General features: G+C 68.7%; 16 protein-coding genes. 9 read left to right on the top strand and 7 right to left on the bottom strand.

Going from position 1 to position 22433, the window contains the following annotated elements; translation table 11 throughout:
- Positions 1 to 206: 206 nt before the first annotated feature.
- Positions 207 to 3353 (bottom strand): isoleucine--tRNA ligase, encoded by a 3147-nt coding sequence (ileS, locus tag ABZW18_RS30275; protein WP_356193628.1) that lies wholly within the window; start codon positions 3351 to 3353, stop codon positions 207 to 209.
- Positions 3354 to 3971: 618 nt separating this feature from the next.
- On the opposite strand from ileS, the gene ABZW18_RS30270 reads away from it, so the two are divergent.
- The 4 genes from ABZW18_RS30270 to ABZW18_RS30255 all read left to right on the top strand — a co-directional run bounded on the left by ABZW18_RS30270 (position 3972) and on the right by ABZW18_RS30255 (position 7614).
- Complete coding sequence (locus tag ABZW18_RS30270) at positions 3972 to 5006, top strand: TraR/DksA C4-type zinc finger protein (protein ID WP_356193626.1); 1035 nt, start codon at positions 3972 to 3974, stop codon at positions 5004 to 5006.
- An 83-nt stretch (positions 5007 to 5089) separates the two neighbouring features.
- Positions 5090 to 5662 (top strand): signal peptidase II, encoded by a 573-nt coding sequence (gene lspA / locus ABZW18_RS30265; RefSeq protein WP_356193623.1) that lies wholly within the window; start codon positions 5090 to 5092, stop codon positions 5660 to 5662.
- Positions 5663 to 5767: 105 nt separating this feature from the next.
- On the top strand, positions 5768 to 6709 hold the full coding sequence (locus ABZW18_RS30260; RefSeq protein WP_356193621.1) for an RluA family pseudouridine synthase: 942 nt from the start codon (positions 5768 to 5770) through the stop codon (positions 6707 to 6709).
- A 158-nt stretch (positions 6710 to 6867) separates the two neighbouring features.
- Complete coding sequence (locus tag ABZW18_RS30255) at positions 6868 to 7614, top strand: SDR family oxidoreductase (protein WP_356193619.1); 747 nt, start codon at positions 6868 to 6870, stop codon at positions 7612 to 7614.
- A gap of 122 nt (positions 7615 to 7736) precedes the next feature.
- On the opposite strand, the gene ABZW18_RS30250 is transcribed toward ABZW18_RS30255, so the two are convergent.
- Positions 7737 to 8873, bottom strand: coding sequence for a mechanosensitive ion channel domain-containing protein (locus ABZW18_RS30250; RefSeq protein WP_356193617.1), 1137 nt, complete (start codon positions 8871 to 8873; stop codon positions 7737 to 7739).
- 119 nt (positions 8874 to 8992) lie between these two features.
- Here ABZW18_RS30250 and ABZW18_RS30245 point away from each other — a divergent pair, with 119 nt between their 5' ends.
- The 4 genes from ABZW18_RS30245 to ABZW18_RS30230 all read left to right on the top strand — a co-directional run bounded on the left by ABZW18_RS30245 (position 8993) and on the right by ABZW18_RS30230 (position 12211).
- Positions 8993 to 9565 carry a dienelactone hydrolase family protein gene (locus ABZW18_RS30245; RefSeq protein ID WP_356193630.1) on the top strand — a complete coding sequence of 191 codons (573 nt, stop codon included), beginning with the start codon at positions 8993 to 8995 and terminating at the stop codon, positions 9563 to 9565.
- Positions 9566 to 10048: 483 nt separating this feature from the next.
- Positions 10049 to 10864, top strand: a complete 816-nt coding sequence (locus tag ABZW18_RS30240; RefSeq protein WP_356193614.1) for a hypothetical protein — start codon at positions 10049 to 10051, stop codon at positions 10862 to 10864.
- Positions 10848 to 11651, top strand: coding sequence for a radical SAM protein (locus tag ABZW18_RS30235; protein WP_356193611.1), 804 nt, complete (start codon positions 10848 to 10850; stop codon positions 11649 to 11651). Before ABZW18_RS30240 ends, ABZW18_RS30235 begins: the two co-directional genes overlap by 17 nt.
- Positions 11651 to 12211 carry a nucleoside deaminase gene (locus ABZW18_RS30230; protein ID WP_356193609.1) on the top strand — a complete coding sequence of 187 codons (561 nt, stop codon included), beginning with the start codon at positions 11651 to 11653 and terminating at the stop codon, positions 12209 to 12211. The genes ABZW18_RS30235 and ABZW18_RS30230 overlap by 1 nt, the downstream gene beginning before the upstream one ends.
- A gap of 150 nt (positions 12212 to 12361) precedes the next feature.
- Here ABZW18_RS30230 and ABZW18_RS30225 read toward each other — a convergent pair whose 3' ends face one another.
- The 5 genes from ABZW18_RS30225 to ABZW18_RS30205 form a co-directional block, all read right to left on the bottom strand.
- Entirely contained in the window at positions 12362 to 13384 is a 1023-nt protein-coding gene (locus ABZW18_RS30225; protein WP_356193607.1) for a zinc metalloprotease, read from the bottom strand.
- Between the two features lie 297 nt (positions 13385 to 13681).
- Positions 13682 to 15322 carry an alkaline phosphatase D family protein gene (locus ABZW18_RS30220; RefSeq protein ID WP_356193605.1) on the bottom strand — a complete coding sequence of 547 codons (1641 nt, stop codon included), beginning with the start codon at positions 15320 to 15322 and terminating at the stop codon, positions 13682 to 13684.
- 78 nt (positions 15323 to 15400) lie between these two features.
- Positions 15401 to 16249 (bottom strand): thioredoxin domain-containing protein, encoded by an 849-nt coding sequence (locus ABZW18_RS30215; RefSeq protein WP_356193603.1) that lies wholly within the window; start codon positions 16247 to 16249, stop codon positions 15401 to 15403.
- A gap of 66 nt (positions 16250 to 16315) precedes the next feature.
- Positions 16316 to 16999 carry a hypothetical protein gene (locus tag ABZW18_RS30210; protein ID WP_356193601.1) on the bottom strand — a complete coding sequence of 228 codons (684 nt, stop codon included), beginning with the start codon at positions 16997 to 16999 and terminating at the stop codon, positions 16316 to 16318.
- An 88-nt stretch (positions 17000 to 17087) separates the two neighbouring features.
- The gene (locus ABZW18_RS30205; protein WP_356193598.1) at positions 17088 to 18422 is read right to left on the bottom strand and encodes a DUF2252 domain-containing protein; all 1335 of its coding nucleotides are present in this window, start codon (positions 18420 to 18422) and stop codon (positions 17088 to 17090) included.
- Positions 18423 to 18668: 246 nt separating this feature from the next.
- Here ABZW18_RS30205 and dnaE point away from each other — a divergent pair, with 246 nt between their 5' ends.
- Positions 18669 to 22214 (top strand): DNA polymerase III subunit alpha, encoded by a 3546-nt coding sequence (gene dnaE / locus ABZW18_RS30200; RefSeq protein ID WP_356193596.1) that lies wholly within the window; start codon positions 18669 to 18671, stop codon positions 22212 to 22214.
- The last annotated feature ends 219 nt before the right edge of the window (positions 22215 to 22433 follow it).

The raw sequence follows: 22433 nt of genomic DNA, 5'->3' as shown, positions 1-22433 counted from the left end.
TACTACAACTGAGGGGGGCGCGCTTGGGGTGGGGGCTGAGCGGTCGGCAGATCTTGGGCGGGGCCCGGGGAAACTTGCCCGGGCGCCCGGCCCTTTGTGACGGCTGCGGTTCGACTGCTGTGGTTCGACGGCCGGGGAGCTGCGGCGCGGTTGCCCCGGGCCCGTTCCCGGCACCACCGGGAACGGGCCACCGGGAACAGGCGGTCCTACTCCTCGGCCTTGCGGAGGCGGAAGGTGAGGCTCAGCGATGCGTCGGTGAACGGGTCACCGTAATCAGCGTCCCCTTCACCGCGGTCGAGATCCACGGCCAGCACCTCGTCGGCGATCAGCTCACTGTGCTCGGAGAGCGCCGCGTCCGTCTCCGGGTCCGCCGCCTGCCAGCGCAGGGCGATCCGGTCGGCGACGTCCAGGCCGCTGTTCTTGCGGGCCTCCTGGATCAGCCGGATCGCATCCCGTGCCAGGCCCGCTCGGCGCAGCTCAGGGGTGATCTCCAGGTCGAGGGCGACGGTCGCGCCCGCGTCCGATGCGACCGACCAGCCCTCGCGCGGAGTCTCGGTGATGATGACCTCCTCGGGGGAGAGAGCGATCGTCTCGCCCTCCACCTCGACCGAGGCGGTGCCCTCGCGGAGGGCCACCGACAGCGCGGCGGCGTCGGCGTCCGCGACCGCCTTGGCCACCGCCTGGACTCCCTTGCCGAAGCGCTTGCCCAGGGCGCGGAAGTTGGCCTTGGCCGTGGTGTCCACCAGGGACCCGCCGACCTCGGAGAGCGACGCCAGGCCGCTCACGTTGAGCTCCTCGGCGATCTGGGCACGGAGTTCGGCGTCCAGTGAGTCGAAGCCGGCCGCCGCGACCAGAGCGCGGGACAGCGGCTGGCGGGTCTTCACGCCCGACTCGGCACGCGTCGCCCGCCCCAACTCCACCAGGCGGCGCACCAGCAACACCTGCCGGGACAGCGTCGGGTCGATCAGGGACGTATCCGCCACCGGCCAGGTGGTGAGGTGGACCGACTCGGGGGCGTCCGGGGTGACCGGGACGACCAGGTCCTGCCAGACCCGCTCGGTGATGAACGGGACGATCGGCGCCATCAGCCGGGTGATCGTCTCGACCGACTCGTGGAGGGTACGGAGCGCGGCCGGGTCCCCGCGCCAGAAGCGGCGGCGCGAGCGGCGTACGTACCAGTTGGACAGGTCGTCGACGAACGCCGACAGCAGCTTCCCGGCACGCTGGGTGTCATAGGACTCCATGGCCTGGGTGACCTGGTCCGTGAGCGCGTTGAGCTCGCTCAGGAGCCAGCGGTCCAGGAGCGGGCGGTCGGCGGGGGCCGGGTCGGAGCCGCTCGGCGCCCAGCCGGACGTACGGGCGTACAGGGCCTGGAAGGCCACCGTGTTCCAGTAGGTCAGAAGCGTCTTGCGGACGACTTCCTGGATGGTGCCGTGGCCGACACGGCGGGCCGCCCAAGGGGAGCCGCCGGCCGCCATGAACCAGCGGACCGCGTCGGCGCCGTGCTCGTCCATGAGCGGGATCGGCTGCAGGATGTTGCCCAGGTGCTTGGACATCTTGCGGCCGTCCTCGGCGAGGATGTGGCCGAGGCAGACCACGTTCTCGTAGGACGACTTGTCGAAGACCAGCGTGCCGACCGCCATCAGCGTGTAGAACCAGCCGCGGGTCTGGTCGATGGCCTCGGCGATGAACTGCGCCGGGTAGCGCTTCTCGAAGGCGTCCTTGTTGCGGTACGGATAGCCCCACTGCGCGAAGGGCATCGAGCCCGAGTCGTACCAGGCGTCGATGACCTCGGGTACGCGGGTCGCGGTGAGCGAGCAGCCGTCCGCCGTGCAGCCGAAGGTGATCGCGTCGATGTACGGGCGGTGCGGATCGAGGGCCGACTGGTCGGTGCCGGTGAGCTCGGTGAGCTCGGAGAGGGAGCCCACGCAGGTGAGGTGGTTCTCCTCACAGCGCCAGATGGGCAGCGGGGTGCCCCAGTAGCGGTTCCGGGAGAGCGCCCAGTCGATGTTGTTGTTCAGCCAGTCGCCGAAGCGGCCGTGCTTGACAGCCTCGGGGTGCCAGTTGGTGCGCTCGTTCTCGCGCAGCAGGGCGTCCTTGATCGCGGTGGTGCGGATGTACCAGGAGGGCTGTGCGTAGTAGAGCAGCGCGGTGTGGCAGCGCCAGCAGTGCGGATAGCTGTGCTCGTACGGGACGTGCCGGAACAGCAGGTCGCGCTGCTGGAGATCGGCGACCAGGGCCTCGTCTGCCTTCTTGAAGAACTGGCCGCCGACGAGGGGGACATCCTCCTCGAAGGTGCCGTCCGGGCGGACCGGGTTGACCACCGGGAGCCCGTACGCCCGGCAGACCTTGAGGTCGTCCTCGCCGAAGGCGGGGGACTGGTGGACCAGACCGGTGCCGTCCTCGGTCGTCACATACTCGGCGTTGACGATGAAGTGCGCGTCCTCGATGTCGACCAAGGAGAACGGGCGGTCGTACGTCCAGCGCTCCATCTCGGCGCCGGTGAAGGTCCGGCCGGTGATCTCCCAGTCCTCGCCGAGGGCCTTCTCCAGGAGCGGCTCGGCGACGACGAGCCGCTCCGCGCCGTTCGTCGCGACCACGTACCTGACGTCCGGGTGGGCGGCGACCGCAGTGTTGGACACCAGCGTCCAGGGAGTGGTCGTCCAGACCAGCAGCGCCGCCTCGCCGGCCAGCGGGCCGGAGGTCAGCGGGAAGCGGACGAAGACGGACGGGTCGATGACCGTCTCGTAGCCCTGCGCCAGCTCGTGGTCGGAGAGGCCGGTGCCGCAGCGCGGGCACCAAGGGGCGACGCGGTGGTCCTGGACCAGGAGGTCTTTGTTGAAGATCTCCTTCAGGGACCACCAGACGCTCTCGACGTACTCGGGGTCCATGGTGCGGTAGGCGTCGTCCAGGTCGACCCAGTAGCCCATACGGGTCGTGAGCTCGGCGAAGGCATCGGTGTGCCGGGTCACCGACTCACGGCACTTCGCGTTGAACGCCGCGATCCCGTAGGCCTCGATGTCCTTCTTGCCGTTGAAGCCGAGCTCCTTCTCCACCGCGAGCTCGACCGGGAGACCGTGGCAGTCCCAGCCGGCCTTGCGGCCGACGTGGTAGCCCCGCATCGTCCTGAACCGCGGGAAGACGTCCTTGAAGACGCGGGCCTCGATGTGATGGGCACCGGGCATTCCGTTGGCGGTCGGCGGGCCCTCGTAGAAGACCCACTCCGGCCGCCCCGCGGACTGTTCGAGACTGCGGGCGAAGACCTTGCTCTCGCGCCAGAAATCGAGCACGGCGTGCTCAAGGGCGGGCAGGTCGACCTGGGCGGGCACCTGGCGGTACTGCGGCGTCGTCATCGGGGGTCTCTTCCTCCGGCGGACATATAGGTTCCGTCGGAGGGACGAGAGCACGGGCTCCCGCGGTACCACCCTCCTTGGCCGCAGGCAGAGCCCTCGGCCCCCTCATTGGGGTCACGACGCCGGGTCTACTCGCTCGAGGAGCTTTCTTCCGGCGGCTCAGGGGTGATCTTCACGTCGCGCACGCCCCCGGGCTCACACCATCCCCGGGTCGCTCATGGCTGCGTACGGCGTTACTCGTCCCCTTCCACGCCTTTCGCTTCGCCCAGTGTACGGGGCCCGGCCGTCCGGGGCCGACCGGTTTCGCGGCCGCCCGGGCCGCGGTACGGGCAGCCGGCGGACGTGACCCGAATGGCGACATGCGGAGCAGCCGAGTCCGGGGTCCTCGGCGGGCACCTGTTCCGGGTCCCGGCATCACGGCGGGTTCACCGGGCGGGCAGCGGGGCACAACGGATGCAAGCCTGCCCCACTACCCCGGCAAGGCGCCCGCTGGGCCTTCCCGGGGGCACCCCCCGGCCCCCTGACGGGCGGCGTGCCCCGTTGCCGGAGACGTGGAGTCGATTTATCGTCCCAGCACGATTCGCGTGCAAGGTCACAATATGTGAAGGGGCCGCGGCCATGGTGGCGAAGAAGACCGCCGTGAAGAGGACGGCGTCCGCCAGATCCGCCGGCGGGACGCCCGGGCATTCACCGACGAAGGCGAATAAGGGCACCCAGAAGAAAGTCCCCGCTGCTGCCAAGAAGACGGTGGCCGCGGCAGGGGAGAAAGCAGCGCCCAGGAAGTCTGCGCCCAAGAAGTCTGCGGCGAAGAGAGCTACGACGAAGAAAGCGCAGGTCAAGAAGGTGCCGGTGAAGAACACCGTGGCCGAGAAGGCCACTCCCGAGAAGGCGGCCGTGAAGGCCGTGAAGGCCGTGAAGAAGACCCCGGCGAAGAAGTCCGTGGCCTCTGTGGCCAAGAAGGCCACGGCCAAGAACTCCGTGCCGAAGAAGGCACCGCCCAGGAAGGCGGCGGCTGAGAAGGTCACGGCGAAGAAGACGCAGGCGAAGAAGGCGGTGCCGGCGAAGAAGGCCGTCCCGGCGAAGAAGACCGCGAAGGCCGCGAAAACCGCGCCCACCGGCCGCAAGCCCGCGAAGAAGACGGAGACCAAGACGGTCGCCACGAAGAGGACCCGCGCTGCGGCGACGGCCGCCGGGAAGGTCCCGGCCGCCGCGGGAGCCGCGACCGCCGTTCCGAAGGCCCGCGTCACGGCCCCCGGGCCCGGCGAGCTCGCCGTACGCCCCGGCGAGGCCCCGTGGTCCTCCGAGGAGGTGGCCGAGGCCCGCGCCGAGCTACGCAGCGAGGCGACGCGTCTGCGCGTCGAGATCGTCACGTCCGAGGAGGCGATCAACGGCCTGATGCGGGACTCCGGCGACGGCGCGGGCGACGACCAGGCCGACACCGGCACCAAGAACATCACCCGCGAGCACGAACTGGCGCTGACCAGCAACGCCCGCGAGATGCTGCTCCAGACCGAGCGGGCCCTCGCACGGCTCGACGCGGGCACGTACGGGCTCTGCGAGTCCTGCGGGAACCCGATCGGAAAGGCGCGGATGCAGGCGTTCCCGCGAGCCACCTTGTGCGTCGACTGCAAACAGCGGCAGGAGCGCCGCTGAACCATCCGCACGTGTGTGCCGTACCCTCGTCCTCAGTTCAGTCAGGCGGCCCGGCCCGCCCCGACAGATACTGAGGGACTGACGTGGCAGAGGCGGAGCGGACCATCGGTACTCCAGGCGTTGAGGGGGCGGAACCGGAGCCGGAGCAGGCAGAGGAGCCCGCGCCCAGGGGAAAACGGCGGATCGCGGTGCTGATCGCGGTCGCCGCGACCGCCTATGCCCTCGATCTGATCAGCAAGATGATCGTGGTGGCGAAGCTGGAGCACCACGCGCCGATCGAGATCCTCGGCGATCTGCTGAGGCTCGAGGCGGTACGGAACGCCGGTGCGGCGTTCGGCATCGGTGAGGCCCTGACCATCGTCTTCACGATCATCGCGGCCTCGGTGATCGTGGTCATCGCGCGGATCGCCCGCAAGCTGTACAGCGTGCCGTGGGCCATCGCGCTCGGCATGCTGCTCGGCGGTGCGCTGGGGAACCTCACCGACAGGATCTTCCGGTCACCCGGTGTCTTCCAGGGCGCGGTGGTCGACTTCATCGCCCCTTCGCACTTCGCGGTCTTCAATCTCGCCGATTCGGCGATCGTCTGCGGCGGCTTCCTGATCGTGATCCTTTCCTTCCGGGGTCTGGACCCGGACGGCAAGGTCCACAAGGACTGACCCGGGTGGGCTCCGGCTGGGCTGCGGGCGGGGCACGGGCGGTTCGCGGAGGGACCCTGAGGACTGGCGTACGAGTCGCCTCCGGAGGTCCGGCATACTCGACGGGTGAACACCCTTCCCGATATCCGCACGCTGCCCGTACCCGACGGCCTGGAGGGCGAGCGCGTCGATGCTGCGATCGCCCGCATGTTCGGCTTCTCCCGGACCAAGGCCGCCGAGCTCGCCGCCGCCGGGAAGGTCCAGGTCGACGGCAGTGTCGCGGCCAAGTCCGACCGGGTGAGCGGCGGCGCCTGGCTCGAGGTGGAGCTGCCGCAGGCCGCCCCGCCCGTGCAGATCGTCGCCGAGCCCGTCGAGGGCATGGAGATCGTCCACGACGACGACGACATCGTTGTGATCATGAAGCCGGTCGGTGTCGCCGCCCACCCGAGCCCCGGCTGGACGGGAACGACCGTCATCGGCGGGCTCGCGGCCGCCGGCTACCGGATCTCGACCTCCGGCGCCTCCGAGCGCCAGGGCATCGTGCACCGACTCGATGTCGGCACCTCCGGTCTGATGGTCGTCGCGAAGTCGGAGCGCGCGTACACCCGGCTCAAGAACCAGTTCCGGGACCGCACGGTCGACAAGCGCTATCACGCCCTCGTCCAGGGCCACCCGGACCCGCTGAGCGGCACCATCGACGCCCCCATCGGCCGTCACCCCACCCATGACTACAAGTGGGCCGTGACCGCCGAGGGCAAGCCGAGCGTCACTCACTACGACCTCGTCGAGGCGTTCCGCGCCGCCAGCCTGCTCGACATCAAGCTGGAGACCGGCCGCACCCATCAGATCCGGGTACACATGACCGCACACCGCCACCCCTGTGTCGGTGACCTCACGTATGGCGCCGACCCGACGCTCGCCAAGCGGCTGAAGCTCACCCGGCAGTGGCTGCACGCGGTCAAGCTGGGCTTCGAGCACCCGTCGGACGGAAGCTGGGTGGAGTTCGAGAGCACCTACCCGGACGACCTGCAGAACGCCCTGGACATCGTCCGGGCGGAGAGTGCCTGACCGCCTAGCCGGCGCCCCGACCCCTGCCTTGACCTTCGCTCCGGCACCCGGCCCGGCGGATGCGGTCCGGGTTGCGGCTCCGGCTCGATCTGCGCAGCCTGTGCGATGCCTCGCCGTAGGATCGGATTCCTGATCTTCCCGAGCGAGGGAGTTGGCCCATGTCGCGCACAGTCGTCGTCAGCGGTGGTGGTACGGGAATCGGGCTCGCCACTGCCAGGACCTTCGCGCGGGACGGCGATCAGGTGGTGCTCATCGGGCGGCGCGCCGACGTGCTCGACAAGGCGGTGGCGGAGGTACCCGGGGCGGTCGCCTGCCCCGCCGATCTGACCGACCCGCAGCAGGTGCGCCGGGCCGCCGAGTTCGCGTGCGATCGCTTCGGGGCCATCGATGTGATCGTCAACAACGCGGGCGGCACCGGCGCACTGGAACCGGCCCTGCACAGCGACGAGCCGCTCGCGGAGGCGGCACACGACTGGGCGCTCAACTTCCGGCTCAATGTGCTCACCGCGGTGCTGCTCACCGAGGCGCTCCGCGACCACGTCGCCTCCCCGGGCGGCCGGGTGCTGTTCCTCAGCTCCATCGCAGCCCTCCGCGGCTCCGGCTCCCGTGCGTACGCGTCGGCCAAGGCCGGGCTGCATCCGTACGCCTTCGCCCTGGCACGGGACCTCGGGCCGCGGGGCATCACCGTGAACCTCGTCGCCCCCGGCTACATCGAGGAGACCGACATCTACGCCGAGCCCATGCCGGAGGAGCGGCGCCGCGAGCTCATCGCCGAGACCCTCACCGGCCGGGCGGGCCACCCCGGGGACGTCGCCGAAACACTCCACTGGCTGGCCTCACCGGCCGCCGCGCACATCACGGCCCAGGTGATCCAGGTCAACGGCGGTGCCGAGCGCGGCCGCTGACTCGGCGGCCGCGCTCGGGACGACTGGACGATACGGGCGCCCCAAGCGCCGGGGATGCACGCGCGCGCAGCGCCCGGGGGACGCAGGAGCAGTCCGGTGGCAGGCCGCCGGACTGCCCGTGCTCAGCGGCCCATCGCGTCCGCGGGGCCGCGGTCCCGCTGTGGCACCTCGTCCTGCGGTTCCGGGTTCCCCGCCGGAGCCGGAGCCGGAGCCGGAGCCGGGGCCGAAGCCGGGTCCGCCGTCGCCGTGACGATCCGCGGCAGCGCGTACGGGTGCTCGTCGCGCAGCCAGGCCACCATCCGTTCGCGGACCTCGCAGCGCACCGTCCACACCGCGTCCGCGTCCCGCGCGGTGACCAGCGCGCGCACCTCGATCGTGCTCGGCGTGGTGTCGGTGACGGCGAGGCCCCAGTCGCGCCCGTCCCATGCCGCGCAGTCCTGCACGATCTCGTGCAGTTTCTCCCGCATGGCCTTGACCGGCGCCGAGTGGTCGAGCTGGAAGAAGACCGTGCCGGTCATCTGCGGCCCGCCGCGCGACCAGTTCTCGAACGGCTTGCCGGTGAAGTACGACACCGGCATCGTGATCCGGCGCTCGTCCCAGGTCCGTACGGTCAGAAAGGTGAGCGTGATCTCCTCGACCGTGCCCCACTCGCCGTCCACCACGACCGTGTCGCCGATCCGCACCATGTCGCCGAAGACGATCTGCAGCCCGGCGAAGAGATTGCCCAGCGTGGACTGGGCGGCGATACCCGCGACGATGCCGAGCACACCGGCGGAGGCCAGCATCGAGGTGCCGACCGTACGCATCGCGGGGAAGGTGAGCAGCATCGCGGCGGCAGCCACCACTCCGACGATCGCGCTCACCACGCGCTGGATCAGCGTCACCTGGGTCCGCACACGTCGCAGACGCGCCGGATCGCGCGTCGCGGTCGCGTAGCGGGAGTACGAGGACTCCACGATCGCCGCGGCGATACGCACCACCAGCCAGGCCGCCGCCCCGATCAGCACCAGTGTGAGCACCTGGCCGATGGCCTTGGTGTGGTTACGGGCGAGGTACGCCTGGTCGTAGCTGCCGCGCAGCAGGGCGGCGCTCAGCACCAGCAAGAGGGGGAGGCGGCAGCGGCGGAGCAGGCCCCACAACGGCGTCTCCGGGTGACGGGCGTCGGTTCTGCGCAGCACCTCGTCGACGAACCAGCCGACGACGAGTGTGAGCGCGACCGTCCCACCGATCACTATGAGCGGACGCAGCACGTCCTCCATGTACTCCTCAGCTCCTCTCAACGGTTACGCCGGTCCGCGTACCCACGACCGTAGCTGGCACGATGTGAGAAGTGCGATTCAGCGAGGGAGAAGTGAAAACCGTGGCGTCGACCAGCACGATGGTCCTGTTCCACTCGGCCTACGGGCTGCGTCCCGCCGTACAGGAGGCCGCCGAGCGGCTGCGCGCGGCCGGTCACGAGGTGCACGTACCGGACCTCTACGAGGGGCGGACGGCCGACAGCGTCGAGCAAGGCATGATGATCAAGGACGAGATCGGCAAGGACGAACTGCTGCGGCGGGCGGTCGCGGCGGCGGCCCCCTTCTCGGACCGGGGGCTGGTCTACGCGGGCTTCTCGCTCGGCGGCTCCATCGCCCAGAACCTCGCTCTCGCGGACGAGAAGGCGCGCGGGCTGCTGCTCCTGCACGGCACCTCGGACCTCGCGGAGGACGCCTCTGCCGACGATCTGCCGGTGCAGCTGCACGTGGCGGACCCGGACCCCTTCGAGCCGCATGACTGGCTGAACGCCTGGTACCTGCGGATGCGGCGAGCGGGGGCGGATGTGGAGGTCTACCGTTACCCGGGCGCGGGGCACATCTTCACCGACCCGGAGCTGCCGGACTACGACGCGGAGGCGGCGAATACGACCTGGTCGGTGGCGCTGGGGTTCCTCCAGGACCTGCAGAGGTGGTGAGGCGCCTCGAGGCCGTGAGGCGCCGCCCCTGCCGCACTGAGGCGACCCGGCTCGTCGCGTAGCCGCCGCCCTCCGAGTGGGCGCTGCCCTGCGCCAGTTCCGTATCGGCCATTTCCCGCCACCCCACACTCACCGAGAGCTCCAACGGCGTCTGTCGTCCCCGTCGCTGTCGCAGACCCGCCCGCGCCCTGTGCCGTGTGTACATATGCGGACACTGTCCGTGCCCGATCCACCTGGTCAGGCTAGGCGTGAGCAAGGGCGACGCGAGGGGGAACGGCCGAAAATCCCCCTGCCGTGTCCGCCGGCCCGGCGCTGCCACCCGCCCCGTCACCATCATGTTCCGGTACGGGAGTTGCCGGGGTGGTCGGAGCCGCCGGGCAGGGTGCTGGCCTGATGCCGACATGCGCTCTGGCGGGGTGACGCGGCGAGTGCTGCACTCGTTGAGTCGATTCGGGGGTGACGATGCTGCGTCTGATGGCTTCCATGAGACTGCTTGCCTCGGTCACTTCTGCGGTGCTCATAGGCCTTTGGGTCAACGTCTTCACAGATGCGATTTCGAACGTCGACTATCTGACTTCACTGCTACGATTACGCTGGAGTAACTTATTACTGGCGTTAGGAATCTGCTCCCTGGTCGCCGGTGAAAGCGCTACCCGGAGGTGGGCCATGCTGGAACGGGACGAATTCAGGCAGCGATACCTGCTGCTTCAGCAGCGTCAGCGAAGACTCCTGGAGAACACCCTGGACATCGTCTGTGAGTTGATCTCGAAGACTCTGCACATCCCGTGCAATGCGCGGTATTTTGTGGCGGAAGAAGATCATGACGGGCGCTACTACATCAGACAGGACCGTGACCTCGCGGTATTGAACATCAGCATGCCGCGCGAGTTCGGGTTCACGCGCATCTATGTCGATACGCCGCAAATCATCAGCGGGCAGGCATTCAGGGAGCGCGTACCGCTCTATGCGGAGCTGCCGGTCGAGCACAGCGACTGGTACGACCCCGAGGTCGGCCGCATGATCGAGCCGGCGCAGCGCTGGGTGCTCGCCTGCCCGGTGTTACGGCTGGACGTGCTCACCAACAGCCACGCCCCGGATCGTCCGCCGCACGGCGTCATCGTCTTCTACGGCACGGAGGTGGTGCCGGAGGGCCCGGACTCCCACGCCCGCGTTCGGACCAGCCTCGACTACGCGCAGAGGTTCGCGGAGCAGATGTCGCACGTGCTCAACATGCTGGAGCTCTCCACAGAACTGGAGCTCTCCACAGAAACGGAGACGGCAGGTGCCGGGACTGGCTGAGGAGTTACCCGAGTCGATCTGTGTACGCGTGACGCGGCGGTGCAACGCCGCGTGTTCGTTCTGCCAGGCCCCGCCGACGAGCCGCGCCGAGATCTCGGTGCACGACATCGGCCGGATGGCCCGCTTCTTCGCTCGCAACGGGGTCCGTTCCCTGAAGCTGTCGGGCGGCGAGCCGACCGTACGCGACGACCTCCCGGAGATCATCAGGGCTGTGGCCGCCGCCGGCCCCCGACCGGTGGTCATCACGAACGGGATAGCGGTGCCCGAGCGCGTCATGGGTGCCTGCGCAGAGGTCGGCGGGGAGTTCAAATTCAGTGTGCACAGGCCATCCCGGGAGAACGATGCCATTCTCCGGCGCAGGTCCTTCGACGCCGTACGGGAGAACATGGCGGCGGTGGTCGGCCGAAAGATAAGACTTTCGGTGAACTGCGTGGTCACACCCGTCTCCGCAAAACTCATGGCGGAAATGATCGAGTTTGCCTGTGAAGTCGGGGCGGGAAAGATAAGCTTCATCCCTGTCGTGGCCAGAGGGCGCGCCCGTGAAAAAGGAGAGTTCTCCTTCTCGCCCGGTGAACTCGATGCGGTGATCGAAAGAATGCGAGAGCTCGCCCGATTGTATGCGGAGCGGATAGTCGTGCGGTGCATCGATATTCGTAGCCATGATTACTGGATAGTGGAGAACGACGGCTCCCTCTGGGTCGAGCGGGCGACAGAGGAAGCGGACAGAAGAATTTGTGGGAAGCAGCTCTTGGCGCGTGAAGAGAGTTCTATTGAAGGGGTTGCCTGATGGGGATGGAGAGCCACGACTTCGAGTGGGCCATGAGAAAGTGCGTGAGCCTGGGAAAGGATGCGGCATTCTCCGGTAACTACGGCCTCGGGGCGATGGTCATCAGGAATGGCGAGGTCATCGGTGCGTCGGGGAGCGGACTCGTCGAAGGGACGGATCCGACCGCGCATCCCGAAGTCGTGGCGATCAGGATGGCCGCCAAGCGTGCCGGGTCCCGGTATCTCTCCGGCGCTTACTTGATCACGACGCTCGAACCCTGCCCCATGTGCACCGCCGCCGCGATCTGGGCGAAGATGGCCGGAGTTGTCTACGGAGCTGCCCAGCCGGATGCCGTGCAGTGGGCCGCGGGGCATCCCGATGACACGTTCACCTGGCGCCAGATCGGGATGCGGGCACGCGATGTCGTGCGAGCCGGTGAGCCCGTCATCGAACTCCACGAGGGCGTGTGCCGCGACTACTGCCTGGAGTTGTTCCCCCTTACCGGCACCTCGTCGCGGGGACGAGGCCGGCGAACAGAGGCTCTCCAGTCGACGAGGACGGCGACAAGAACGCTGCCGTGATCCGGCAGCCCGGAACCGCCCTTTCGACCCAGTACGACACCCCGGCGGAGCCGGCCGGCGGTCGCGCACCGGGGCTGCCGCACACAGCGTGTGTGCGGCAGCCCCAGGGCTCAGCCGGCTGCGCCGGCCAGGGCGTTGCCGACCCGCAGGTCAGCTCGCGCGGTAGGCGAACCAGTACTCGGTCATCCGCTCGACCTGGCCCGCGGTGAACTGCGTCATGCAGGAGTCGTAGGTGTAGTCCATGAAGTTCTTGATCGGGTCAAGACCTTCCGTCGCACAGGTGTCACGGCCGGCCGGGCACTCGAACGCCGGGCCGGCCTCCGCCGGGGTGTCGGCGACATAGTCGTTCGGCTCCGTGCAGCCGTCCTGGAAGGTGTGGTAGAGCCCCATCCAGTGGCCGACCTCGTGTGTCGCGGTGTCGCCCTCGTTGTAGTTGGCCGCCGAGCCGCCGGGCAGTGACTCGTCGAGTACGACGACGCCGTCCATCTTCGGGTCGTCCGGGTACCACTCGGGGAAGGTCGCCCAGCCGAGCAGACCGCCGCCCAGGTCGGCGCTGTAGATGTTGAGCGCGCTGGAGCCGCCCTTGCGGAGCTTGGTCTTCATGGCACGCTCACCGGCGCCGTCCGGCTCGAGGCCGTTGTACCAGGTCGCGTTGTTGGTGTAGTCCGTCTTCACCAGCTTGAACTTGAACTGGCTCGGGGTGTTGCCGTCGCCCTGACCCGCGAACGCCGCGTTCAGGACGTTCACCTGGTCGGTGATCTCGGCAGCGTCGAGCTTGCCCTTGTCGCCGTCGTGGACGACATGGAAGTAGACCGGCACCGTGGTGGAGGCGGCGGCCTTGGCGGCGAGCAGCCGGCCCTGGGGGGACTTGCGGAGCGTCGCGACTCTTCGCTGCAGCTCTCTGTCCATGGCCTTGGCCTCGGACTTGGTGACCTCGCCCGGCTCGTGCGCACCGGGCTTCCCGTGCTCGCTCTCCGGGTGCGCCACCCGGGCCGCCGCGCTCGCCGAGCTGCCGTCCGCGCACTTCTCGGCCGAGGTTCCGGCCGGCGCCTTGGCCGCGCTCGCCACTCCGGCGGTGGCCGGCAGCGGGGTGAAAGCCAGGGCGCCCGCCACCAGGGCGGTGCCGATGAAGCGCTTGCGAAGACGCGGGGATATGTGGGCCGTTGTGCGCATCTGGGCTCCTCGCGGACACGGTGGCGGGTGGGATTTCCGCCCGCCGTGCCGGGAGATTACGAGGCGGTATCAGATCTTCAGCAGGTCGGAACTGGCCCAATCGACACGACTGGGCAATTGGGGCGTTGGTGAGAGATCTACCGACAACACCCGCACTTTGAGATACGCCGGTAACGCCCGACGTGGCGGAGGTGAGTGGTGTGCCCCTTGTGTCCCCGTGTGGGCCCCGGAACACACCACTCCCAGCGACCGTTCCCAGCCGACGTATACGGATCGGATGTGGCTGGAAAGAGTCGTTCAGCGAACGGGCGCGTCCGCCCGTTCGACCTTCTGTGTGCCCGACCGAGTCCGGTAGGAGCGCGTCCACTTGGCGGTGGCGCCCTGGTCGGTCTTGTCGGAGATGACGAAGTAGTCCATCTGCGTCCGCTCGGCGGTGACGTCCAGGACCCCGAAACCGTGCGAGTCCATGTCCACCCACTTCACATGGCGGTTGGCGCCCTTGATGGCGGCGGCCGCGACCAGCGACACCGTGTGCGGCGCGACATGGATGATGTCGTCGAGGTTGTCCGAGGTGACGGATGTGACGACGAACTCGGTCGCGGCGGACGCCGACAACGGGTACGTCGCGGCCTTCACGGGCACGTCGTTGGCCCAGGCCATATGGATGTCACCGGTCAGGAAGACCGTGTTGGGGATGCCCCGTTCGCGCAGATGGGCGATCAGTTCGCGCCGGTCGTCGGTGTAGCCGTCCCACTGGTCGACATTGACCGCCAGCCCCTCCTTGGGCAGCCCCAGCAGCTCGGCGATCGGCCCCAGAAGGTGGGCCGGTACGGAGCCGAAGGCGACCGGGGAGATCATCACCGAGGTGCCGACGAGCTTCCAGGACGCGTCGGAGGACGCCAGGCCCGCCTTCAGCCAGTCCAGTTGCGCGCGCCCGGTGATCGTACGGTCCGGGTCGTCCACGCCGCCGTTGCCGACCGTCGACTGCTGCGAGCGGAAGGTGCGGAGGTCGAGCAGATGGAGATCGGCGAGCTTGCCGAACCGCAGCCGACGGTAGGTGGTGCCGGCGGTCGAGGTCCGTACCGGCATCCACTCGAAGTAGGCCTGCTTGGCCGCCGCCATGCGCTGCGCCCACTCGCCCTCGGCGCCCGGTGTGTGGTTCTGCGCCCCACCGGACCAGGCGTCGTTGGCGAACTCGTGGTCGTCCCAGATCGCGACGACCGGGTGCGTGGCGTGCAGCGCCTGGAGATCGGCGTCGGTCTTGTAATTGCCGTGCCGGGTGCGGTAGTCGGCGAGAGTGGTGATCTCGTGCTGCGGAGCGTGGGGGCGTACGACGTACCTCTGCGCCGGGTACTCGCCGCTCCGGTACTCGTAGATGTAGTCGCCGAGGTGCAGGACGGCGTCGAGGTCGGTGCGGGCGGCGAGGTGGCGGTACGAGGAGAACCAGCCGGACTCCCAGTTGGCGCAGGAGACCACACCGAACCGGACGGCGTGCGCGGCGTCGTCGTGCGCCGGGGCGGTGCGCGTGTGCCCGACGGGCGACTGCACGCCGTCGACGGTGAAGCGGAAGAAGTAGTCGGTGGCCGGGCGCAGTCCGCGCACATCGGCCTTCACCGTGTGATCGGAGGCGGCCTCGGCAGTCGTGGAGCCGTCGGCGACGACCCTGCCGAACGACTTGTCCTCGGCGATCTGCCAGCCGACCTTGACGGAGGGGCCCTTGCCGGAGCCGGGTATGGCCTCGGCGGTGGGCGTGATACGGGTCCACAGGAGCACGCCGTCGGGCAGCGGGTCGCCGGAGGCGACACCGTGCAGGTAGGCGGGGGCCGCCTCGGCCGCCACGGCGCGGGGCGCGGTGGCGAGCGGGATGAGAGCGGCGGAGGCGGCAGCGGCCTTGACGACCGTGCGGCGAGTGGTGGTGTCTGGGAGAAGATCGGTCACGGCCGATCAGATTACTGACTGGTATGCCGAACGGGCGGGCGAATTCAGGAAGTTCGCCCGCCCGTCGGCCGGATGGCACTACTTCTTTGCGTTCAGCGCCTTGTCGTAGGCCGCGGTGAACTGCTCCGGCGTGGTGATGGGGGTACCTTCCTGCGCGCCCTCGACGACCATCACCGTCCCGTTGAGCTTGAAGGCCGGAGTGCCGGTCACGTCCTCCGTCGCCTTGAAGCGGTCCTTCATCGCCAGCGCCCACCGGTCGTAGGTGCCCTTCTCCACCGCCTTCTCGAAGGCCTTGTTGCCCTTCAGCTCCTTGACCTCCTGAGCCACCTCGAGAAGCTTCGCGTCCTTGGCGAACTCGTCCTCCCGCTCGTCCGGGTGGTTCTTCAGGGAGTAGAGGGCCGTCTTGTATTCGAGAAAGGCGTCGGGGCTGACATTCAGCGCGGCGCCCAGCGCGCTGAGGGCGTTCTTCGAGCCCGCTCCCCGGATCTGATCGGCCTCGTCGAGGAACGCGCCCATGGTGAACTGCAGTTTGTACTTGCCGGCCTTCATGTCCTTGGTGACCATCTCGCCGGTGTTCTGCTCGAAGGTCGCGCAGACCGGGCAGCGCAGGTCCTCGAACACCTCGAGGGTGTTCTTGGCGTCCTTCTTGCCGATGACGACGGTGGTGCCCTTGGCGCCCGAGCTATTGGCCGGCTTGGCGAACGGCTTCTTCTTGGCGGCGGTCTTCCACTCCTTGTCGGGGTTGTTCTCCTTGCCCAACTGGGTGACGGCCACGCCCACGCCGCCGGCTATCGCGAGAACTCCGACGATCGAGACGGCGACGAGCAGCTGCTTGCGGATCTTGTCCTTCTTCGCCTGGCGAGCACGCTCCTCCCGCATGCGCTCGCGTGCCGCCTGCTTGTTCGCCTGGCTGTTGCGGTTGCTCATGGTGTTCCTGCTCCGTGGTGTGTAGATGGGGCTGCTGTGCTCAGAGTGCTTTGAGAGGGTCGGATCTCAGAGTGCTGCTGAGCACGGCGGTCCGCGCCGTGCCACGGAGTGGGCGAGCATCGGGTGCATACGGGCCGTGCGCACCCGGCGTACCGGTCGGCACGGGCGCCCCGGGGGCTCGGCGCCGGTGGTGATCGAGGCCACCGCGACCAGCAGGGGCCGGAAGGCGGACCCGGCGACCGCGCGCAGCAGCCTGACGAGCGCCGTCTCACCGCGGCGCAGCCAGGCCGCGGCGGCGAGGCCGACCGCGACATGGGCGGCCAGCAGCAGCCAGGGGGCGGCCGGGGCACCGGCCATCTGCGGCAGGTCGGCGGCGCTGTCACGGCTTGCCATCCGGGCGAGCGGCGTACCGAAGTCGCCGCCGCTGCACAGCAGATCCACCCCCACCGACTTCAACGGACCCGCGACCGGGCCCCCGGCCCGTCCGTAACAGGCGTGCTGGCCGGTGGTGAACACGGTGTCCGCGGCGAGCTCGAGCGGTACGAGCAGTCCTGCGATGGCGCCGAAGCCGCGCTCCCGCCCCGCCAGCGCGTACGCGATCACGAACACGCAGCCGGTGAGTGCGGCGACCGTGGTGACCGGCAGCGGGACGCCCGACAGCAGGACATGGGAGGCAGCGGACAGCGTCACGCACAGCGCTGTGAACAGCGCCGCACGCAGTGCCCGCAGAGGTATCCCTGATATGTCCATCGCCGGAGAGTGTGCCATGAGCGCAGGTAAGAGGTGCTTAAAAGGGCACGCTCCGAGTGCCCGAGTGCCCGGGAGCGGGCCCTCCCGCTCACACCCCGGGGATGCGCCCGTTACGGAACAGGTCGACGAACGTCTGGTGGTCGGACCGCGCCTGCGCACCGTAGGAGTGCGCGAAGTCCACCAGCAGGTCCGCGAAGCCGTCCTCGTCGGCCGCGATGGCCGCGTCGATCGCCCGCTCCGTGGAGAACGGGACCAGCGAGTGGCCGCTCTCGTCGTCCGCCGCCGCGTGCATGGTGGCGGTGGCCCGGCCCAGGTCCGCGATGACCTCGGAGATCTCGTCCGGGTCGTCGATGTCGGACCAGTCGAGATCCACGGCGTAGGGCGAGACCTCCGCGACGAGCTGGCCGGAGCCGTCCAGCTCGGTCCAGCCCAGCCACGGGTCGGCGTGGTCCTGGAGCGCCCGCTGCGAGATGACCGTGCGGTGCCCCTCGTGCTGGAAGTACGAGCGGACCCGCCTGTCGGTGATGTGCCGGGAGACCGCCGGGGTCTGCGCCTGCTTCACATAGATCACGACATCGTTCTCGAGGGCGTCGCTGTTGCCCTCCAACAGGATGTTGTACGAGGGCAGGCCCGCGCTGCCGATCCCGATGCCGCGGCGGCCGACGACGTCCTTGACCCGGTAGGAGTCGGGCCGGGTCAGGCTGGACTCCGGCAGCGTCTCCAGATAGCCGTCGAAGGCCGCCAGCACCTTGTAGCGGGTCGCCGCGTCCAGCTCGATCGCGCCGCCGCCCGGTGCGAAGCGGCGCTCGAAGTCACGGATCTCGGTCATCGAGTCGAGCAGCCCGAAGCGGGTGAGGGAGCGGGCGTCGCGCAGCGCGTCGAGCAGTGGGCCGCCGGCGGTGTCCAGGGTGAAGGGCGGCACCTCGTCGTCCTTGGCGCCGGCGGCCAGCCCGTGGATGCGCTCGCGGTAGGCGGTGGCGTACGTCCGCACCAGTGCGGTGATCACCTCGTCGCTGAGCGCCTTGGTGTAGCCGATCAGGGCGACCGAGGCGGCGAAGCGCTTGAGGTCCCAGGTGAAGGGGCCCACGTACGCCTCGTCGAAGTCATTGACGTTGAAGATCAGCCGGCCGTTGGCGTCCATGTACGTGCCGAAGTTCTCGGCGTGCAGATCGCCGTGGATCCACACCCGGGACGTACGGTCGTCCAGGTACGGGCCGCCGTCCCCCTCCTCCGCGACATCGGAGTAGAACAGGCAGGCCGTGCCGCGGTAGAAGGCGAAGGCCGAGGCCGCCATCTTCCGGAACTTGACCCGGAAGGCGGCCGGATCGGCGGCCAGCAACTGGCCGAAGGCGGTGTCGAAGACGGCGAGAATGTGCTCGCCGCGCTGCTCGGCCTGGGCGGCCGGGGCCTGCTGGGACGACATCGCGGTGGGCCTCCTGGTGCTGGACGGAACGGACGGGTTTCCCTCGCCGCCGAGTCTGCGCGGCGAGGACACGATCCCTTGCGGTAACGCGTGAGGCCACCCATAGGTGCCCGTCGGTTGTCAGTCCACAGCCGTAGAATTCACATCGCCCGTCCGGACTCCGGTCCAGCGGAACACCGTGGATGCGGAGCGCCGTCGCCCGACCTGCAACACCCGTCGTCGACCGTTCTCTGGAGGTCCCCCGCCGTGGCCAGGCCGCCGTTCACGCACCTGCATGTCCACACCCAGTACTCACTGCTGGACGGTGCGGCGCGGCTGAAGGACATCTTCAGGGCCTGTCAGGGGATGGGCATGTCGCACATCGCCATGACGGACCACGGCAACCTTCACGGGGCGTACGACTTCTTCCAGCAGGCGACCGGCGCCGGGATCACACCGATCATCGGGATCGAGGCGTATGTCGCGCCCGAGGCGCGGCGGAACAAGCGGCGCATCCAGTGGGGCCAGCCGCACCAGGAGCGCGACGACGTGTCCGGTTCAGGTGGTTACACCCACAAAACGATCTGGGCGGGCAACAGGACCGGGCTGCACAACCTCTTCCGGCTCTCCTCGGACGCGTACAAGGAGGGCTGGCTGACCAAGTGGCCGCGGATGGACAAGGAGGTCATCGCCGCGCACTCTTCAGGTCTGATCGCCTCCACCGGCTGCCCCTCCGGTGAGGTGCAGACCAGGCTGCGGCTCGGCCAGTTCGACGAGGCGCTCCGGGCGGCCGCGGAATTCCAGGAGATCTTCGGCAAGGAGCGGTACTTCCTGGAGCTGATGGACCACGGCATCGAGATCGAGCGCCGGGTCAGGGACGGCCTGCTGGAGATCGGCAGGAAGCTGGGCATCCCACCGCTCGTCACCAATGACTCGCACTACACGTATGTGCACGAGTCGAGCGCCCACGACGCGCTGCTGTGCATCCAGACCGGCAAGAACCTCTCCGACCCCGACCGATTCCGCTTCGACGGCACCGGCTACTACCTGAAGTCGACGGACGAGATGTACGCCATCGACTCCTCCGACGCCTGGCAGGAGGGCTGCGCCAACACCCTTCTCGTCGCCCGGCAGATCGACACCTCCGGCTGGTTCGCCAAGCGCGACCTGATGCCGCGGTTCGACGTGCCCGAGGGCTACACCGAGGTCAGCTGGTTCCAGGAGGAGGTCAGGCGCGGCATGGCCCGCCGCTACCCCGGCGGCGTCCCCGAGGACCGGCAGAAGCGGGCCGAGTACGAGATGGACATCATCATCCAGATGGGGTTCCCGGGGTACTTCCTGGTCGTCGCGGACTTCATCATGTGGGCGAAGAACAACGGCATCGCGGTCGGCCCGGGCCGTGGCTCCGCGGCCGGTTCGATCGTCTCGTACGCGATGGGCATCACCGACCTCGACCCGATCCAGCACGGGCTGATCTTCGAGCGGTTCCTCAACCCCGAGCGCGTCTCCATGCCCGATGTCGACATCGACTTCGACGAGCGCAGGCGCGCCGAGGTGATCAGGTACGTCACCGAGAAATACGGTGCCGACAAGGTCGCCATGATCGGCACCTACGGCACCATCAAGGCCAAGAACGCGATCAAGGACTCGGCCCGGGTGCTGGGTTACCCGTACGCCATGGGCGACCGGATCACCAAGGCGATGCCCGCCGACGCCCTCGGCAAGGGCATCCCGCTCTCCGGGATCACCGATCCCTCGCACCCGCGCTACGGCGAGGCGGGCGAGGTCCGCGGGATGTACGGATGCGAGCCGGACGTGAAGAAGGTCATCGACACCGCGCGCGGTGTCGAGGGCCTGGTCCGGCAGATGGGCGTGCACGCCGCGGGCGTCATCATGTCCAGCGAGACGATCACCGACCACATCCCGGTCTGGGTCAGGCACTCCGACGGCGTCACCATCACGCAGTGGGACTACCCGACCTGCGAGTCGCTCGGCCTGCTCAAGATGGACTTCCTGGGCCTGCGCAACCTGACGATCATGGACGACGCCGTCAAGATGGTGAAGGCCAACAAGGGCGTCGACCTGGAGTTGCTCAGCCTGCCGCTGGACGACCCCAAGACCTACGAGCTGCTGTGCCGCGGTGACACCCTCGGCGTCTTCCAGTTCGACGGCGGCCCCATGCGCTCCCTGCTGCGCATGATGAAGCCCGACAACTTCGAGGACATCTCCGCCGTCTCGGCCCTCTACCGGCCGGGCCCGATGGGCATGAACTCGCACATCAACTACGCGCTGCGGAAGAACGGGCAGCAGGAGATCACGCCGATCCACCCGGAGCTCGAGGAACCCCTGAAGGAGGTCCTCGACATCACCCACGGCCTCATCGTGTACCAGGAGCAGGTGCAGAAGGCCGCCCAGGTGCTCGCGGGCTACTCGCTGGGACAGGCCGATCTGCTGCGCCGCGCGATGGGCAAGAAGAAGCAGGAAGTCCTCGACAAGGAGTTCGTCCCCTTCCGGCAGGGCTGCCGCGACCGGGGCTTCTCCGACGAGGCGATCCAGGCGGTGTGGGATGTGCTGGTCCCGTTCGCCGGATACGCCTTCAACAAGGCGCACTCCTCCGCGTACGGTCTGGTCACCTACTGGACCGCGTACCTCAAGGCCAACTACCCGGCCGAGTACATGGCGGCGCTGCTGACCTCGGTGTGCGACGACAAGGACAAATCGGCGGTCTACCTCAACGAGTGCCGCCGCATGGGCATCAAGGTGCTCCCGCCGAACGTGAACGAGTCCGAGGCGAACTTCACCGCCCAGGGCGACAATGTGATCCTCTTTGGTCTCACCGCGGTTCGGAACGTGGGGCAGAACGTAGTGGATTCGATCATCCACAGCCGAAAGTCGAAAGGGAAGTACAGCTCCTTCCCCGACTTCCTCGACAAGGTCGAGGCGATCGCCTGCAATAAGCGGACCGTCGAATCGCTGATCAAGGCGGGCGCCTTCGACGAGATGGGCCACACCCGCAAGGGACTCGCGGCGCACTACGAACCGATGATCGACAATGTGGTTCAGGTCAAGCGCAAGGAGGCCGAGGGTCAGTTCGATCTCTTCGGCGGAATGAACAACGACGACGCCGGTGACGACACGCCCGGCTTCGGGCTCGACGTCGAGTTCTCCGGCATCGAGTGGGACAAGGCCTATCTGCTGGCGCAGGAGCGCGAGATGCTCGGCCTCTATGTCTCCGACCACCCGCTGTTCGGCATCGAGCACGTCCTGAACGACAAGGCCGACGCCGCGATTTCCCAGCTGACCGGTGGCGAGCACTCCGACGGCGCGACCGTCACCATCGGCGGCATCATCTCCGGCCTGCAGCGGAAGATGACCAAGCAGGGCAACGCCTGGGCCATCGCCACCGTCGAGGACCTGGCCGGTTCCATCGACTGCATGTTCTTCCCGGCCACGTACCAGCTGGTGTCCGCCCAGCTCGTCGCGGACGCGGTCGTCTTCGTCAAGGGCCGCCTGGACAAGCGGGAGGACGTGCCCCGGCTCGTCGCGATGGAGCTGATGGTCCCCGATGTGTCGGAAGCCTCCGCCAACGCCCCGGTGACGATCACCATTCCGGCGGCGAAGGTCACCCCGCCGCTGGTGGAGAAGCTCGGCGAGGTGCTCGGTCACCACCGCGGCTCCACGGAGGTGCGGATCCGGCTCCAAGGCACCCGGAAGACCACCGTGCTGCGGCTCGACCGGCACCATGTCACGGCCGGCCCGGCGCTCTTCGGCGACCTCAAGGTGCTGCTCGGCGCGTCCTGTCTGATGGACTGAGCCGAGCCTCTGATGGACTGAGCCGAGCCCTCGGCGTGGGCCGGGGCCGGAGCTCTACGCGGCCGCTACGCGTGGGCCGGGGCCGGAGCCCCACGCGGCCGCTACGCGCGGGCGGCGCCGGGGCTTTACGTACGCAAGGGGCGCGCCCGGGGGCGGGGGGGGCCCCCACACGGGGGGCCCCACGACAGTCATGCCGCGACACAAAGCAGGTTGGATGTA

Origin of the sequence: Streptomyces sp. NPDC004647 (assembly GCF_040609575.1) — a bacterium.
Lineage (GTDB): Bacteria > Actinomycetota > Actinomycetes > Streptomycetales > Streptomycetaceae > Streptomyces.
The sequence above is the reverse complement of the archived record's forward strand: the minus strand, read 5'-3'. Positions and strand labels throughout refer to the sequence as shown.

Bases quoted from the DNA above. Each gene is read 5' to 3' on its own strand.
- ABZW18_RS30245 (WP_356193630.1), top strand. From the start codon at position 8,993: ATGGTCCTGTTCCACTCGGCCTACGGGCTGCGTCCCGCCGTACAGGAG.
- ABZW18_RS30205 (WP_356193598.1), bottom strand. From the start codon at position 18,422: ATGTCGTCCCAGCAGGCCCCGGCCGCCCAGGCCGAGCAGCGCGGCGAG.
- ABZW18_RS30230 (WP_356193609.1), top strand. From the start codon at position 11,651: ATGGGGATGGAGAGCCACGACTTCGAGTGGGCCATGAGAAAGTGCGTG.
- ileS (WP_356193628.1), bottom strand. From the start codon at position 3,353: ATGACGACGCCGCAGTACCGCCAGGTGCCCGCCCAGGTCGACCTGCCC.
- ABZW18_RS30255 (WP_356193619.1), top strand. From the start codon at position 6,868: ATGTCGCGCACAGTCGTCGTCAGCGGTGGTGGTACGGGAATCGGGCTC.
- ABZW18_RS30250 (WP_356193617.1), bottom strand. From the start codon at position 8,873: ATGGAGGACGTGCTGCGTCCGCTCATAGTGATCGGTGGGACGGTCGCG.
- ABZW18_RS30225 (WP_356193607.1), bottom strand. From the start codon at position 13,384: ATGCGCACAACGGCCCACATATCCCCGCGTCTTCGCAAGCGCTTCATC.
- ABZW18_RS30210 (WP_356193601.1), bottom strand. From the start codon at position 16,999: ATGGACATATCAGGGATACCTCTGCGGGCACTGCGTGCGGCGCTGTTC.
- ABZW18_RS30215 (WP_356193603.1), bottom strand. From the start codon at position 16,249: ATGAGCAACCGCAACAGCCAGGCGAACAAGCAGGCGGCACGCGAGCGC.
- ABZW18_RS30270 (WP_356193626.1), top strand. From the start codon at position 3,972: ATGGTGGCGAAGAAGACCGCCGTGAAGAGGACGGCGTCCGCCAGATCC.
- ABZW18_RS30240 (WP_356193614.1), top strand. From the start codon at position 10,049: ATGAGACTGCTTGCCTCGGTCACTTCTGCGGTGCTCATAGGCCTTTGG.